This is a genomic window from Nocardia araoensis NBRC 100135 (assembly GCF_000308435.1).
Classification (GTDB): Bacteria; Actinomycetota; Actinomycetes; order Mycobacteriales; family Mycobacteriaceae; genus Nocardia; species Nocardia araoensis.
Map to the genome: position 1 here is coordinate 1 of NZ_BAFR01000330.1, position 14,294 is coordinate 14,294.

Here is a 14,294-nt window from a genome sequence, read left to right on the forward strand (position 1 = left end):
GATTCCGCGATCGTGCGTTCGGGGGCGCGAATCTCGCTGTGCTGCTGTTTTTCCTCGCCGCGTTCGGCGCGATCTACTACGTCACGCAGTATCTGCAGTTCGTGCTCGGATACGACGCCCTCGCCACCGGCGTGCGGCTGCTGCCGCTGGCGGGCGCTGTCTTCGTCGGCTCGGCGATCACCGGTGTGCTGACGCCGCGCCTCGGGCTTCGGACGATGGTCGTGGCGGGCATGCTGCTCGGCATCGCCGCCTTGGCGGCGTTGACCGAGGTCGACGCCCAGTCCGGGTATGCGGCGTTCGCCGGCCCGCTGGTACTGATGGGCCTGGCCATCGGGCTGAGTGTCTCCCCGGCCACCGACACGATCATGGGTGCCTTCCCAGAGCGGCTGCTCGGTGTGGGCGGAGCAGTGAACGACACCTCGGTGGAACTGGGCGGCACGCTCGGCATCGCGATCCTCGGCTCACTGCTCGGCAGCGCCTATGGCGACGAGATCGCCCCGATCGTCACCGGCCGCATGCCCGCCGAAGCCGCCGACGCCGTACAGGACTCCATCGGCGGCGCGCTCGTCGTGGCCCAGCGGATCGACGAGGCCGGCATGCACCAACAGGCACAACAGCTGGTGTCCGCCGCCGATGCCGCCTTCGCCCACGCGGTGTCGCATACCAGCCTGATCGCGGCGATCGTGCTGGCGGTCGGCACCCTCGCTGTCGCCGCACTGCTTCCTGGCAACCGCGAGAACGGGTCCGCCGCCGATTCGCGGCCGGTCGAGGAAGAGATCACTGTCTCCGGCAATTGACCGGTGCCCGGTGGTGGGGGAGGGTGGAGCGATGGCGGGAGGCGAGCTGCGTCACGGAGTCGAACTGTCCAATCTGGATCAGCCCTTGTTCGACGAGGCCGAGGCGAGCAAACGGGATCTGGTGAACTATCTGGAGTACGCCGGGGAACGGTTGCTGGGGGTGCTGCGTGGACGGCCGCTTTCGGTGGTGCGGGTGCGGCCGGGGCAGGAGCCGTTCACCCAGAAGAATCTCCCGAAGTACACGCCGGAGTGGGTGGCGCGGACGAAGGTCTGGGCGGAGAGCTCGCGGCGGGAGATCACCTACGCGCTCTGTGACGACCTGCGGACCCTGATCTGGTTCGGTAATCAGCGGGCGGTCGAGTACCACCCGACCCTTTTCCTCGCGGAATCAGCCCCGGAACCCACATATCTCGTGCTCGATCTCGATCCTTCCCCGGGACAGACCTTCGCCGACGCCGTGGCAGGTGCCCGGCTGATCCGGGAGGCGCTGGCGGCCGACGGGCTGTTCGGAGCGGTGAAGACGAGCGGTTCCAGGGGATTGCATGTGTTCGTGCCGGTGGTCCCGGGGATCGATGTCGAGGACGCGGCCGCGGCGACGCGGGCCGTGGCGGCGCGAGCCGAGCGGATCGATCCGTCGGTCGGCACGACAGCGTTCATCCGGGAAGACCGCCACGGCAAGGTCTTTCTCGACGCCACCCGTGCGGGTGGTGCCACCGTAGCCGCCGCGTACAGTCCGCGTATCCGTCCGGGGGTCACCGTGTCGTTCCCGCTGCGCTGGTCGGACCTCGACGATGTGACGCCGGCTGATTTCACTGTGCGGACCGTGCCGGACCTGCTCGGCGACAACGATCCCTGGCAGTCGCAGATGCCTGCACCGCAACGACTTCCGGCCGACTTGATCGCCGAGGGGCACACCATTCCGGTGGCCAGGGTGCAGGCGATGCACGAGGGCAAACGGCGTGCCCGCGTACGCCGGGCGAGTGCGGACGCGCCGCCGAACATCTGATGCAAGGTGGCGCTGGGCCACACGGCACGTTCGCGTGCCCACCGGCGGGTGTGAAGTCCTTCTAATCGAAGAACTGGGCCGCGCCACCGACCCCACTCCCTTCCCGGCGTCGACGTCCCGATTCGCGCCCCTCGTTCCGGGCGTGGAGCGGATCGAACAGCCCTGCACCGCAGTGTATTCCGGCGTCGTGGCCAGACGTGACGGCTCGGGACGGCGGTTGGACGGCACCGCGCGCGACGTGCTCGACGGCAACCGCGCGCAGCGTTTCGCCGTGGTGACCGGACGACACACGACGACCTCGCCGCTTTCCACCGGGTGCTCGGCGTGAATCTGCTGGGAGTCATGGCGGGCACCCGCTTCGCTGCCAGGTACATGGCCGACAACGGCGGCGGGTCGATCGTCAACATGTCCTCGGTCGGCGGCATCCAGGCGGGCGGTGTACTTCGGTAGCGAAGGGTCCCGTTATGTCACCGGAACCGTATCGAGCACATCTGGTACCAGGCGGATTCATATTGTCGGTAATCGTGTTACTCTACGATAAGCCCGCGGCTGTGACGTGTCTCATGTCGAACGGCTATTGCGGCCTGGAGCACTCCGGCGACGGCGCCGGGTGGAGTTCATGGAGAGTTATCGATGCAACGACAGCAGGGGCAGTCTCGGTCGAGGTTGCGGCGCTGGGTCGCGCCGGTGGCGGCGGCGCTGGCCGTGGCTTGTGTCACCGCGGTGGCCGTGGTCGGGGTGGATACGCGAGAGGCGGCGGCCGCTCCGGTCGGTGACTTCTATATTCCGCCCGCGCAGATTCCCGCGGAGCGTGGGGCGATCGTCAAGACCAAGCCGATGGCCCTGTTCGCGACTCTGCCCACCGACCAGGGGTGGCCGGGTGAGGCGCAACACGTCATGTACACCTCACGGTTGCAGGACGGATCGCCGGTCGCGGTGACCGGAACGTTCATCGATGCCACCGGCCCGTGGCAGGGGCCGGGTCCGCGCCCGACCGTTGTCATCGGTCCCGGGACTTCGGGGCAAGGTGACCGGTGCGCGATGTCGGTGGCGTTCTCGACCGGCTTGGCGCTGTTCGGCGATCCGTCGCCGGGGTTGTCGGCGAACCAGGAAATGCCTGCCTCGGCGCTGTGGAGCGGGCTGGGCGCCCGGGTGTTGGTGACCGACTACATCGGACTGGGCACGCCCGGTATCCACACCTACGCCAACCGGATCGAGCAGGCCCATGCCGTGCTCGACGGCGTTCGCGCGGCGAACAATCTGGCGGGTGTCGGGCCGGAGACGCCGGTGGTGCTGTGGGGGTACTCGCAAGGTGGTGGTGCGACCGCGGCCGCGGCGGAGATGCAACCGGACTACGCGCCGGAATTGAATCTCAAGGGCACCTGGGCAGGCGGGCCGGTCGCGGACCTGGCCGCGATCCTGGAGCGGATCGACGGCTCGCTCATCAGCGGCGCCATCGGATTCGCCATCAACGGCCTGCTCGCCCGCTACCCCGAACTGCAGAAGGCGGTCGACCGGGTGACCAGTCCCGCCGGGCGCGCGATGCTGGAAACGCTCAGTGACGAGTGCATCGGCGACATCATCATCCGCCACGCGTTCCTGAAGACCAGCTCGCTCACCGACGACGGCCGTTCGCTCACCGAGCACCTCGCCGAGATCCCCGAGGCCGCACCGGCTCTGGCCGAACTGCGCGTCGGCAATCTCACGCCGGCGACACCGGTGCTGATCACGAGTGGGCGCAACGACGACACCGTGCCCTACGGCCAAGCCCGTCGGCTCGCCGAAGAGTGGTGCGCGAAAGGCGCCGCGGTCACCTTCCGCACCAACGACCTGCCGCCGATCCTGCCCGGCGCGACCATCCCGAACCATTTCGGACCCGAGATGATCGACGGATTCGGTCCCGACAACGCGGTCACCTATCTGCTCGATCGTCTTGCCGACAAGCCCATCTCCGGCTGCACCATCGACTGATTCGACTTCAGGGAGAGCCTGCGGGGCCCCGTATCCGACAGCCATCGGATACGGGGCCCGCTGTCGTGATCGCCATTGCCGCCCGCTCGCGAAGATGTCGCCGCCGACCATGCCTTCGGAGACGGCCTTCATCGGCTTGCCCTCCGAGTTGCTGAACGTGGAATTCGAGGACGAGACCGGCACCGCGTGCAGGCTGCGCCGCGAGGAATTGCTGACCTACGTGAACGTGGTGTCCGGCGCGGGTAACGCGGTCGAGGAGCTGCTGCGATCCGTATCGCCCGCGCCGCACGTGGCCCGCTACGTGACCCGCGATGTCGAAGTGCACGGCCGGACCGTGCCGGAGGGCAGCGCGATGATGATGCTGATCGGGGCCGCCAACCGCGACCACCGGCAGTTCCCGCCGGACGGCGACGTCTTCGACATCCACCGCGACACGCGAGTGGGAGGTGGACCTGGCCAACGCCGAGCTCTCGCCCACCTCCACCGTGCGCGGCTGGGAAACGCTGCCCGCGTTCACCTCGGGAAACGGATTCGTCGCCGCTGAGGCCGTCCCCGCCGGGCGGTAGCTGGAAACCATCGGTGGCGCCGCTCCGCGAGCCACACCGGCGACGGATTTCAGGCGGCGTTTCGTGAGTTGCGCAGCCGTTCCCGGACGGTGGCGGTGATCCGGCGTCGTCCGGAGTCGGACGTCGAAGCCGCGTAGGCGCTGGCGAGTATCAGTGCGCAGCCGAACGATTGGAGGATCGTGGGCTGCTCGCCGAGTACGACCGCGGCCAGTGCGAGTGCGCCGACCGGGGTGAGCATGAGCATGGCCGCGCTCACCGTGCTGCTCAGGTGGGCGGTTGCGAGGGCGATCAGCAGCCAGCCGCCGATCTGACCGCACACCGCCGTCAGAGCCAGCCAGCCCAGCGCAGGCCAGCCGGGGCTGAATGTGACGCCCGGCCACAGCGCTGCGACGGCGGCCGCCGATAGGAGCACCAACCGGTAGGACTGGACCACCTGCCCGCTGTGCCCGCTGCGGCGCAGGAGGAAAAGGAACGCCGAGTAACACAACGCGGCGAGGATGGCGTGCACGGTCCCCCGTACCGGGTCGCTGCCGGAGGCTCCGGTCTCGAAGACGCCGCCGGTGAGCAGGATGCCGCCCACCAGGAACGGCGAGACGAGGAGGAACGCGCGGCGGATCGGCTCGCGGTCGATCAGCAGAGCCAGCAGCGGAACGATGACGACCTGCGCGTTCACCAGCACCGCGGTCAACCCGGCGCCGACCTCGTAGATCGCTTGCGTCCACAACATGGCGTCCGCGGCGAACAGCACACCGGCCGTCACGGCCACCGCAACCTGCCGCCGGGACGGCGCACCGTCGCGGCCGCGTTCACCACTGGCCAGCGGCCACAGCAACGGCAACGCGAGCGCACAGCGGAAGAACGTGGTGGTGGCCGGCGCCGCGCCGGACAGGTCGATGAAGATCCCCGAGGTGGCGACGCCGAGCGCGCCCACGGCCATCGCCGACCGTGGCCGTGCACGAGCCGCGTGTGACACCGCTTGCAGAAGTCGCTGCCGCTCCGAAGCATTGACCATCGGCCGACGCTACAACCGAAGGATCGGGGAAAGCATCCGATTTATCCGCACCGCGGCGGTGCGGGCCGACGACCGGACCCGAGCAGTACAGCGAACCCGGCGGCGTCGTGCTGAGATTCGGTGTGAATCCTTTTCCGATGTTCGGTCCTCTCATAGTCGTGCCGGCAATCGGGTCGGCACGGTAACGAGGAGGTCGTTGTGATCATTGCCGCCATCGCCGTCACCGCCGTACTGATCGGATGGTGCAGCGTGACCCTGCTTCGCCGCCGGAGCCGCTCCCGTGACTGACCTGAGCTGGCCCGACGAGCAAATGATCCGCGCGGCGCGAGAAGGCGACGCCGCGGCGATCACCACCCTGGTATCGGACTCCTACCCGCATGTTCGCCGGTTCGCCCACACACTGTGCGCCTCCGCCGAAGACGCGGAGGACGCCGCACAGGAGGCGCTGATCATCCTCTACCGCAAGATCGGGACCTTGCGGGCCTCCGGCGCGTTGGCGTCGTGGATGTTCCGCATCGTCCGCAACGAGTGCCTGCGGCAGTGGCGAACGATGACCCGGCAGCCCGAACCGATACCGGACTCCGCCGTGGCGTCGGCCGAGGAGGAGGCGGTGCGGCGGCTCGAAGCAGGCCGGGTGGCTGCCGTGATCGCGGCATTGCCCGCGGACCAGCGGCGCGTGCTGATCATGCGCGACGTGCAGGGATACAGCGGTCGCATGGTCGCGGGCGTGCTCGGGCTCAGTGTCGCGGCGATGAAGTCACGGCTGCATCGCGCCCGGGCGACGGTCCAGCACGAGTTGCGGAATACACCGCGGCCGAATCCGGAGGGGAGCGAACGTAATGACTGACGAGCGAAACTTCGCCAGCGCCTCGGTGCCCCGGCACCTGGCCCGCGGTGTCGCGGGCTTCGGCGCGCTGATCGGAGCGATCGCGCTGCTGCCGGTAGTCGGGGCGTTCAGTTTGCTGCTCGCACCGGTCGGTCTGCTCGCGCTGCGCGGGTGCCCGACCTGCTGGGCGATCGGATTGGCGCAGACGGTCTCCCGGGGCCGGTTACAGCGTTCGTGCGCCGACGGTCGGTGTCGCTTGACCACTGGCCGGGCAGAACACGCGACAGCGGATCGACCGCTCGACTCGGCGGTATCGCTCTCGGCTGATCGCGGTATCGCGGATCGGTCACCGCGCGACTTCTCGGCGCGGGACTGACCAGGCCGTAGCCCATCGAGGCCGAGCGCATGTGGCCGCGGGGTTGCGCTCGGCGCGGTGCGGCTCGGTCTTCCGTATCGGACTTCCGTCCTTCCCTCCGACCGGCGCGGACCTGAGCCCCGTCGGCTGACTCCCCGCAGTCTCGAACTGCCTCGCGCGCGGGCCATTCCGCCCGCGTCACATCCCGTTGTCCGCGTCTGCCGTGGCGTCGCCGAACGCCGCGACCGCGCAGGCGACGGTGCAGCAGGCTTGGTCCGAGAGTTGCTCGAGGGTGATCACGCTGCCGGTGATCGCTATCGGTGGGGTGACCGGCAGTACGCGGACTCGGAGGGAATCGGTTTCGGCGATCTGGTCCGCCGGAAGCAAGGCCCAGCTGTGCGGGTCGGAACCGATCTCGACTACGGCGTCCTGGGTGGTTCCGATAGGCCGGCCGAACTTCGGACGCACTCCGGCTTCTCGGAACGCGGCGTCGATCGCGTCGTGCAGCGGCGGATCGGACTGCCGGGACGGGACGCGCAGTGCGTTCCCGGCCAGGTCGGTGATGGCGGCTACGCCGTGCGCCGCGGCGGGATGGTCTCTGGACACCACCGCGCGCAGCGGTTCCGACCAGGTCGGTGAGACGGTGAGCCCCGGCGCGGAGACCACACCGCGGGCCAGCGCCAAGTCGAGTTCGCCGCGCCGCAGCGCGTTCAGCCGCTCGACGACCGGCAGATCGACGAGGACGACTTCGAACGCCGGGGTGTGTTCGCGCAGCGCATCGATGCCGCGCTCGAGGCGGGCGGTCAGTCCTGCTGTGGTGCCGATGCGTACTGTCGCGGCGGGCCGACCGGCGACAGCGCGAACTCGGTCGGCGGCGGCGAGCGCGTCCCGCGCCGCGGCGAGCACGCGACGCCCCGCCTCGGTGAGCTGGACGCGGCGTGGCGATCTGTCGAACAGCCGGACCCCCAGTTCTCGTTCCAGCCGTGCGATCTGCTGGCTGACCGCCGGTTGCACGATGCGCAGCCGCTCGGCGGCCCGGCCGAAATGGAGCTCCTCGGCGACGGCGACGAAGTATCGCAGAGCACGTAATTCCACTGTGCCTCCCGTCGGTACCTGCGGCGATAACATCATGTTATTGCTGCGCAGCGGAATCGGGTCTGGCTGCCTCCAACCGTCCCGTGCTGGAGTCGAAGTCATGAGCATCGAACTGGGTACGCTCGGAGCCCACCTGCGCCACAGCGAGGTGACCCCGCGGCAAGCGGCCGAAATCGAAAGATCCGGGTACGGCGCGCTGTGGCTGACCATCTCGCCACCCGCCGATCTGACCGTGGCCGAGCGGATACTCGACGCCACAGAGCATCTCGTGGTCGGCACCGCCGTGGTGAACATCTGGACCACCGACGCGAGGGCGGTCGCCGCCTCCTACCACCGGATCACGGCCGAACACCCCGATCGGTTGATCCTCGGGATCGGCGCCGGACACCGCGAAACGGATCCGGAGTACGCGTCGCCCTACGACGCGATGGTGGCTTACCTCGCCGAGCTGGCCGCCGCCGGTGTGCCCTCCGACCGGGTGGTGCTGGCGGCATTGGGGCCGAGGATGCTGCGCCTGGTGCGCGACCGCGCCGCCGGGACGATCCCGGTTCTGGTGACGCCCGAATATATTCGGCGAGCGCGGGAGATCCTCGGCGCTCGCCCGCTGGTGTTGCCCGGCCAAATGGTGGTGCTGGACAGCGATGTCGAACGAGGCCGCGCGACCGGCAGAGCCCACGCCGCGGCCCCTGCCTTGCACGTCGCCAACTACACCGCCAATCTGCGCCGCATCGGCTTCACCGACGCCGACCTCACCGAGCCGGGCAGCGATCGCCTGATCGACGCTCTCGTGCTGCACGGCGACCCGGCCACCGTGGCCGCGGGCATCCGGGTCACCCTCGAAGCGGGCGCGAACCACGTCGGCCTCACCGCCCTCGGCGACGACCCGATCGGCACGCTCCGTACGATCGCCGACGCGGTATTCAGCGCCGTGCCACGGCACTGACACCGGCTACCCGTTCGTTTCGAACCGCCTGGCCTCATCGAATTCGCCCGATGCAGGCCGTCGGAGGCTGTTCGCCATGTCGGCGGACGCGGTGTGGTTCTTGTGCCGGAGACCGTTCCAGACCAGAGAGTTCCTCGAGCAGTCCTGGTTCATCGCGCGGGTTCGATCGGCGCGGAAACGCCACCGGCACCGTTGTGCTGGTTCGGCATCGAACCCGGTGGCTCGACACCACGCGCCACTGGAACCTCACCCGGGCGTGTGGCAGGCGAAAGTGGCGGTGTCCCGCGTCGGCTATCTCAACGAGTGGGAGCGGTGATGCGGCGCAGGGCTTCGGCGAGGTCGCTTCCGGTCGGCGCGCTCTCGGGGTCGATGAGGTATTGCGCCGCGACTCCGGTGAGCAGGGCTTGATAGAGGGTGCCGAGGCTGCGCGCCGCGGCGGTGTCGGTTTCGGCGACGCCGTCGAAGAGCCGGGCCAAGCCGGAACGGGCCTCGTCGAGGTTCTCGGCGAGCCGGGCGCGGGCCTCGGGGTGGGCCAGCGCGTCGAAGGTGGCCGACCACACCCCGCGATGGGCGGCGAGCGTAACCAGCACCGCGTCCCAGCGGTCGGCGAAGCGCTGCCACGGGTCGGTCTCGTCGGGCAACCGGGTGAGCGCGTGTTCGAGATCGGTGCCCCATTCGCGGGTCGCCTCGGCCAGCGCTTCGGTGAGCAGGGCCTCTTTGGTGCCGAAGTGGTAGCCGATGGCCGCCATGCTCACCCCGGCGGCGGTGGCGATGTCGCGCACCGTGGTACGTGCGTAGCCCTTGTCGAACAGGCAGCGGCGTGCGCCTGCCAGCAGATCCTCACGGTTTCCCATATGGGTCATGGTAGCGCAATCGCCTTAGACATTTGTCTTGCGCATTTGATCAAGACGGCTGTACGGTTCATGACATGCGGCAGATGAGCAACCGAAACGTCCTGATCTCCGGCGCCAGCATCGCCGGTCCCGCCCTGGCCTTCTGGCTGAAGCGCTGCGGGTTCACCCCGACGATCGTGGAGAAATCGCCGACCCTGCGCGAGGGCGGGCAGGCCATCGACGTGCTGGGCACCGCCACCGAGGTGGTGCGGCGCATGGGCCTGCTCGACCGGGTGCACGAGATGAGTACGGGCAAGCGCGGCACCTCCTACGTCGACGCCACCGGCAGAACGCGGGCCAGCATCAGCAGCGAGACGTTCAACGGTGTCGGTGCGAACGGGGACACCGAGATCCAGCGTGGCGATCTCGCGCGAGTGTTGTATGAGGCCACCCGGGAGGACGTCGAGTACCTGTTCGGCGACTCCATCACCGCTCTGGTGCAGCACGAGGAGGGCGTGCGGGTGAGCTTCGAGCACGCCCAGTCACGCACCTTCGACCTGGTCATCGGTGCCGATGGTGTTCATTCGAACACGCGCACAATGGTTTTCGGGCCGGAGTCGCAGTTCGCGCGGCATATGGGCTACTACATCTGCATCTACACGATCCCGAACTTCCTCGACCTCGATCACTGGGAGCTGGACTACAACACTCCCGGCAAGATCGCCGGAGCCTACAGCGCCCGTGAGAACACGCGAGCCAAAGCGATTTTCGCGTGGGCATCCGATCCGATCGACTACGACTACCGCGACATCGAGCGGCAGAAGAAGATCGTCGCCGACACCTTCGCCGACCTCGGCTGGCAGGTGCCGCGGCTGCTCGCCCACCTCGATCCCGCGCCGGATTTCTATTTCGACGCGATGGCGCAGATTCGCATGGGCAGCTGGCACAAGGGCCGCATCGCCCTCGTCGGTGACGCGGGCTACTGCGCGTCACCGCTGTCCGGGCAGGGCGCGGACCTTTCCCTGGTCGGCGCCTACACCCTCGCGGGCGAGTTGGCCGCCGCCGCAGGCGATCACAGCATCGCGTTCGCTCGCTACGAACAACGGATGCGACCCATGGTCGACGCCTGCCAGAAGTTCGCCGAGGGCGTGGGCGGGTGGTACGCACCCGCGAGCAAGGCGATGATTCGCTTCCGCGATCTCAACGTGCGCCTGCTGCCGTACCTGCCGTGGCGGGGCCTGATCGGCGGCGCCCCGCAGAAAGTCGCCCGCACCATCTCGGCCGGAGATTACGCGGACCTCGAGCGAGCCTCAGGGCGCTAGATGGACTTTGGTTAGGGAAACGAACCTTCCATTTGCTCGCATGGTCGACCAAGCTCCGCGCGGCCCAGGCGCGCCGTGGGTGCTGTGGAGACGGAGTGGATGCGTACGCGAGAGGGCGTGGATTCGCGCCGTTGCGCACTCGCCGGTTGCTCTTTTTCGACCACCTGCCCCGGGTTATGCTCGAACCGCCGGTTTCCGGCATCTCGGCCCTTCCGGCGGCAGTGCAGCCGAACCGCCATTGTGAACTTTCACTATCGCTTACCGGCCGCGCTTGCCGAATATCACGTTACTCGGAGTAAACCGTTCTCTACGGTCTTGCACTAGTTACGCTGGTGCAATAGCGCAGTTAACGGGGGTGGAAGGAAGCTCCACCATGGCTCTCACCTTCGCCGGACGGCAAGGACTCACTGTATCCGGTCGGCCCATGTCCCTGCCGCTGAAAGACGTGCGCGCCTTGTCGCGTCAGATGGTCGGGCATTTCGTCGAAACCGTCGCCCCCTGCGGCACCTTGCCTGGTGACGCGATCCATGGCGACATCACCATCATCACCCGTGTGTGCTTGGAGCTGGCGGTCAGCATGCTGGATGGCAGCAACATTTCGGAGAAGACCGGGCAACTCGAGGAGGCGGCAGCACAATGGGCTCGCGAGGGCGTGCCCATCGGTACCATTCACCACGCCATCCATGAGGGCTTCAAGATCGGCTTCGACCTGGTGGTGTCCACGGCTTTGGCCGAGCAGCGTGACTCCGGCTCAGCTGACACCGATCCGATGCTCGGCGTCAGCACGGCCGATTATCAAAGCATCCTCGACGGCGCCAAACTCGTCGTCGAAATGCTCGACACCATGACCACGGCGGTCTCGGCGGCCTATGTGCGTGAACTGCGCGCAGTCGTGTCGGAGCACCACACCGCGGTGCACACGCTCACCTCGGCGCTGCTCGGCGGGCACCCCACTTCCACCATGGCCCGCGAGTGTGGCATCGACATCTCCGACCGCTATCGCGTCATAGCGCTCTCCATTCCGTCTCACCAGGACGAATCCAATCCGATGCTGGACGCGAAAGTCGTTGCCCGCCGCAAACTCCGGCGTGTGCAGGCGGAATTGGCCACCCGCTGCGACGACACCGTGCTGTCGTTGCTCTCGGTCGACGGCGGCACCCTGCTCATCCCCGCCGATCACATCACCAAGGGCGCCCTGAAGGAACTGGTCGGGCATCTGTCGCGGGCGGCTCGCGTGCACATCACCGCCACCGAGGTGACCGCCTCCACCGACACCGTGCCCGCCGCCGCGGATCAAGCCCACGAACTGCTCGACATGGTCACCCGGCTCGGGTCGGTGCCGGGCCTGTACCACTTCGACGAGCTGGCTCTGGAATACCAGCTCACCCGCCCCGGCCCCGCCCGCGAACAGCTCGGGTCGCTGCTCGATCCACTGAACGAATACCCGGAACTGCTGGAGACTCTGCAAATCCATATAGCGCACAACCTGAACCGCCGGCGCACTGCGCGGCTACTGCACGTACACACCAACACCGTGGATTACCGGCTCAAGCGGATCGGTCAGCTCACGGGTTTCGATCCCGCCGAGGCGAGCGGGCTTTGGCGCCTGCGTTCTGCGTTGGTCGCCCGCACGTACCGCACGTGATCGGCGTGCGGTCGAGTAGGTGTGGAATCACTCCAGTCGATCGGCGTGCGCCGTTCCCGGTCGCAGCGCGGTAGCGCTCACGCCGGGCGAGCGTCGGTAGATGCGAATAGGGCATGTTTGCATTCTCCATTCATGCCCGGACCCGACCCGACCGATTATTCGTGAAACCGAAATCAGCAGGAGGCCGGCGTCGATAACGGTTGAAATGCATTGGGCCAGAGTCGAAGAGTGGGAAACCGAACATGAATGATATGCGAAGAACCGAGGTCGAAGGATTTCACGTGACATGGCGGCTGTTCCAGGATCACTTGATCTCTATCGTCGCCGTCCACGAGGCATCCGGCGTCACGCCGATCGTATCCTTCGGGCCCGAGAACTTTCCGGATCTCGCACAAGCGCGAGAACTTTTTCCGGAAATGACCAAGTTGTGGGACGCGGTACGCCATGACTTCTGGACGAAACTCATTCCGCCGCAACCGAGGTGCCGGCAGCGGCGATGGAAATGATTCCGAAGCCAGATCAGTCCAGAAATAAATCCGGCGTGGGTTTTCGCCGCCGCCGTACCCGGACAGATCATCGATTCCGGCATAGAGCGACAACGCGCCCGCGTCGATGAAGCAATTGCCGGCGACCTGCTTCGCGGGTCGGGTCAGGATGGCGACAGCGGCGTCGGCCATGATCCGCGGGCTACGGGCGGACGCGAGCTGGCGCTCGCCGTCGGCGAGGTTGGCGACCGCCGAGGTGGCGATGTAGGTCCGCGTCCAGAGGCAGTTGAAACCGATTCCGGGATCGGCGAATTCAGTTGCCCAGCCCTGGGATGGCAGCGTCATCCCGTACTCGGACAGGGTGTATGCCGGGTGGGCGCCCAGCCGGCGGGGATCCAATTCGACACGGCCCCGCCCGGCACCCGCTTGACCGTCGTCATCAATTCCCCGTCGGTCTCCGGCGCGCTGGACATGGAGTACGACCGGAACAGGTCGGTCCCGTTCACGGCGATCTTGAACGTGCGCGGTCTGCCCGCGACCGGGCTCGTGCCCGCGTTGACGAACCGTAGCCGTGGAATAGCCCGTCGGACGCGCGAAGATTGCGGAGATTTCATCGCGGGCCGCATCGAACCGATGGGGATCGCGGGAGTGTGCCGACCGAGGTCCCGCAGCGCAGGGCGGCTCGCATCGAATGCCCGGAACTGCCTGCCTCGCAGGATATCTCGCAGCAAACGGCGGTCCTGCAAAGGGTGCTTGGCTAAGTGAACATTCGCGGGGCACACTCTAAGTAACGACGTCCGGCGCCGCCGGTCGAACGCGGGGGCGAGGTCCGAGAACATATGAGGATTCGGCCGAGGCAGCAGTTGCTCGAGCTGTGGCGAGCGGTGCTCGCCTACTCCTATCGGAACGGAACGTGGAAGTGGGGCGGGCGCGACGGCGCCAACTCCATCAGCGACGCCGAACAGCTGCTCTGCCTGCTGTATCCGGCCACCGAGATCGAAGCGTTCGCGTTGGACCAGCCGAACGACATGAGTTCCGACGTCCGCTCCGCGCTCGCGCCGTTCGGCGAGGAGACCCGCATCGGCGGCGTCCTGGTCGCCTTGGTGGAGGACTATCTGCGCCGCTACACCGGACCCGACGGCGAGCCGATCTTCGCCAGCGGCTCCTACTTGCGCTGCGGCGACGACAGCCCGCTCACGCCGGGGCAACAGGCGGTGGAGGTCGTCGACTCGTACTCGATGTCGCTGAGCCTGTGCATCGCGGCACTGCGGTTCCTGCGCGGATTCATGCGGTTCGTCAGCGGCGAGGTCCGGCTGGAGGCCCGCCAGCTGCGCGAGCGTATCCCCACGGTGATCGAGCAGGTCAGTGCGCGGCTCACCGCGGCGATGGCGGGCCTGGTCCGCAGCTTCGTCATCCACACACCGGAGCCGAAGACCGC

Annotated in this window: 13 protein-coding genes and 6 pseudogenes; 14 read left to right on the forward strand and 5 right to left on the reverse strand. The window is 67.7% G+C overall.

Features of this window, described 5'->3' with window-relative positions:
- The 6 genes and pseudogenes from ON21_RS31645 to ON21_RS31665 form a co-directional block, all read left to right on the forward strand.
- Positions 1-797: MFS transporter (locus ON21_RS31645; protein WP_039804177.1), on the forward strand; the 797-nt coding region annotated here is incomplete at its 5' end.
- Positions 798-828: 31 nt separating this feature from the next.
- Positions 829-1,803, forward strand: coding sequence for a DNA polymerase domain-containing protein (locus ON21_RS31650; RefSeq protein WP_039804179.1), 975 nt, complete (start codon positions 829-831; stop codon positions 1,801-1,803).
- Positions 1,804-1,990: 187 nt separating this feature from the next.
- Positions 1,991-2,131, forward strand: coding sequence for a hypothetical protein (locus ON21_RS31655; protein ID WP_157171081.1), 141 nt, complete (start codon positions 1,991-1,993; stop codon positions 2,129-2,131).
- Positions 2,083-2,241: pseudogene (locus tag ON21_RS37640) on the forward strand (SDR family NAD(P)-dependent oxidoreductase); the annotation flags it as partial. The gene ON21_RS31655 and the pseudogene ON21_RS37640, both read left to right, overlap by 49 nt.
- 195 nt (positions 2,242-2,436) lie before the next feature.
- Positions 2,437-3,774: a lipase family protein gene (locus ON21_RS31660; RefSeq protein WP_039804182.1), complete on the forward strand. Its 1,338-nt coding sequence runs from the start codon at positions 2,437-2,439 to the stop codon at positions 3,772-3,774.
- A 142-nt stretch (positions 3,775-3,916) separates the two neighbouring features.
- Positions 3,917-4,340, forward strand: a pseudogene (locus tag ON21_RS31665) (cytochrome P450); the annotation flags it as partial.
- A gap of 49 nt (positions 4,341-4,389) precedes the next feature.
- Here the strand turns inward: ON21_RS31665 and ON21_RS31670 are convergent.
- Entirely contained in the window at positions 4,390-5,352 is a 963-nt protein-coding gene (locus ON21_RS31670) for a DMT family transporter (RefSeq protein WP_051021549.1), read from the reverse strand.
- 280 nt (positions 5,353-5,632) lie between these two features.
- Here ON21_RS31670 and ON21_RS31675 point away from each other — a divergent pair, with 280 nt between their 5' ends.
- Together ON21_RS31675 and ON21_RS31680 are read left to right on the forward strand one after the other, a co-directional pair.
- Complete coding sequence (locus ON21_RS31675) at positions 5,633-6,199, forward strand: RNA polymerase sigma factor (RefSeq protein WP_039804187.1); 567 nt, start codon at positions 5,633-5,635, stop codon at positions 6,197-6,199.
- The gene (locus tag ON21_RS31680; protein ID WP_218004180.1) at positions 6,192-6,554 is read left to right on the forward strand and encodes a hypothetical protein; all 363 of its coding nucleotides are present in this window, start codon (positions 6,192-6,194) and stop codon (positions 6,552-6,554) included. Before ON21_RS31675 ends, ON21_RS31680 begins: the two co-directional genes overlap by 8 nt.
- A gap of 177 nt (positions 6,555-6,731) precedes the next feature.
- Here ON21_RS31680 and ON21_RS31685 read toward each other — a convergent pair whose 3' ends face one another.
- Complete coding sequence (locus tag ON21_RS31685; protein WP_039804189.1) at positions 6,732-7,628, reverse strand: LysR family transcriptional regulator; 897 nt, start codon at positions 7,626-7,628, stop codon at positions 6,732-6,734.
- A 100-nt stretch (positions 7,629-7,728) separates the two neighbouring features.
- Between ON21_RS31685 and ON21_RS31690 the strand changes: the two genes are divergently transcribed.
- Together ON21_RS31690 and ON21_RS38950 are read left to right on the forward strand one after the other, a co-directional pair.
- Complete coding sequence (locus ON21_RS31690; RefSeq protein ID WP_039804191.1) at positions 7,729-8,571, forward strand: TIGR03620 family F420-dependent LLM class oxidoreductase; 843 nt, start codon at positions 7,729-7,731, stop codon at positions 8,569-8,571.
- Between the two features lie 50 nt (positions 8,572-8,621).
- A pseudogene (locus tag ON21_RS38950) lies at positions 8,622-8,743 on the forward strand (ABC transporter permease); the annotation flags it as partial.
- Between the two features lie 124 nt (positions 8,744-8,867).
- Here the strand turns inward: ON21_RS38950 and ON21_RS31695 are convergent.
- Positions 8,868-9,425, reverse strand: a complete 558-nt coding sequence (locus tag ON21_RS31695) for a TetR/AcrR family transcriptional regulator (RefSeq protein ID WP_039804192.1) — start codon at positions 9,423-9,425, stop codon at positions 8,868-8,870.
- An 83-nt stretch (positions 9,426-9,508) separates the two neighbouring features.
- Here ON21_RS31695 and ON21_RS31700 point away from each other — a divergent pair, with 83 nt between their 5' ends.
- The 3 genes from ON21_RS31700 to ON21_RS40400 all read left to right on the forward strand — a co-directional run bounded on the left by ON21_RS31700 (position 9,509) and on the right by ON21_RS40400 (position 12,877).
- Positions 9,509-10,726 carry an FAD-dependent monooxygenase gene (locus ON21_RS31700; protein ID WP_039804201.1) on the forward strand — a complete coding sequence of 406 codons (1,218 nt, stop codon included), beginning with the start codon at positions 9,509-9,511 and terminating at the stop codon, positions 10,724-10,726.
- A gap of 424 nt (positions 10,727-11,150) precedes the next feature.
- A complete protein-coding gene (locus ON21_RS31705) occupies positions 11,151-12,371 on the forward strand; it encodes a PucR family transcriptional regulator (protein ID WP_086006511.1) in 1,221 nt (406 codons plus the stop codon).
- 281 nt (positions 12,372-12,652) lie between these two features.
- Positions 12,653-12,877, forward strand: coding sequence for a hypothetical protein (locus ON21_RS40400; protein WP_245562813.1), 225 nt, complete (start codon positions 12,653-12,655; stop codon positions 12,875-12,877).
- Between the two features lie 13 nt (positions 12,878-12,890).
- Here ON21_RS40400 and ON21_RS40405 read toward each other — a convergent pair.
- Positions 12,891-13,249 (reverse strand): annotated as a pseudogene (locus tag ON21_RS40405) (Rossmann-fold NAD(P)-binding domain-containing protein); the annotation flags it as partial.
- Positions 13,249-13,392: pseudogene (locus ON21_RS40410) on the reverse strand (FAD-binding oxidoreductase); the annotation flags it as partial. The pseudogenes ON21_RS40410 and ON21_RS40405, both read right to left, overlap by 1 nt.
- 303 nt (positions 13,393-13,695) lie before the next feature.
- Between ON21_RS40410 and ON21_RS31720 the strand changes: the two are divergent.
- A pseudogene (locus ON21_RS31720) lies at positions 13,696-14,294 on the forward strand (SCO2524 family protein); the annotation flags it as partial.

What these genes read in the sequence shown, in the direction of transcription:
- ON21_RS31650 (WP_039804179.1), top strand. Translation starts at nt 829, where the DNA reads ATGGCGGGAGGCGAGCTGCGTCACGGAGTCGAACTGTCCAATCTGGAT.
- ON21_RS31660 (WP_039804182.1), top strand. Translation starts at nt 2,437, where the DNA reads ATGCAACGACAGCAGGGGCAGTCTCGGTCGAGGTTGCGGCGCTGGGTC.
- ON21_RS31670 (WP_051021549.1), bottom strand. Translation starts at nt 5,352, where the DNA reads ATGGTCAATGCTTCGGAGCGGCAGCGACTTCTGCAAGCGGTGTCACAC.
- ON21_RS31680 (WP_218004180.1), top strand. Translation starts at nt 6,192, where the DNA reads ATGACTGACGAGCGAAACTTCGCCAGCGCCTCGGTGCCCCGGCACCTG.
- ON21_RS31690 (WP_039804191.1), top strand. Translation starts at nt 7,729, where the DNA reads ATGAGCATCGAACTGGGTACGCTCGGAGCCCACCTGCGCCACAGCGAG.
- ON21_RS31695 (WP_039804192.1), bottom strand. Translation starts at nt 9,425, where the DNA reads ATGGGAAACCGTGAGGATCTGCTGGCAGGCGCACGCCGCTGCCTGTTC.
- ON21_RS31700 (WP_039804201.1), top strand. Translation starts at nt 9,509, where the DNA reads ATGAGCAACCGAAACGTCCTGATCTCCGGCGCCAGCATCGCCGGTCCC.
- ON21_RS31705 (WP_086006511.1), top strand. Translation starts at nt 11,151, where the DNA reads ATGTCCCTGCCGCTGAAAGACGTGCGCGCCTTGTCGCGTCAGATGGTC.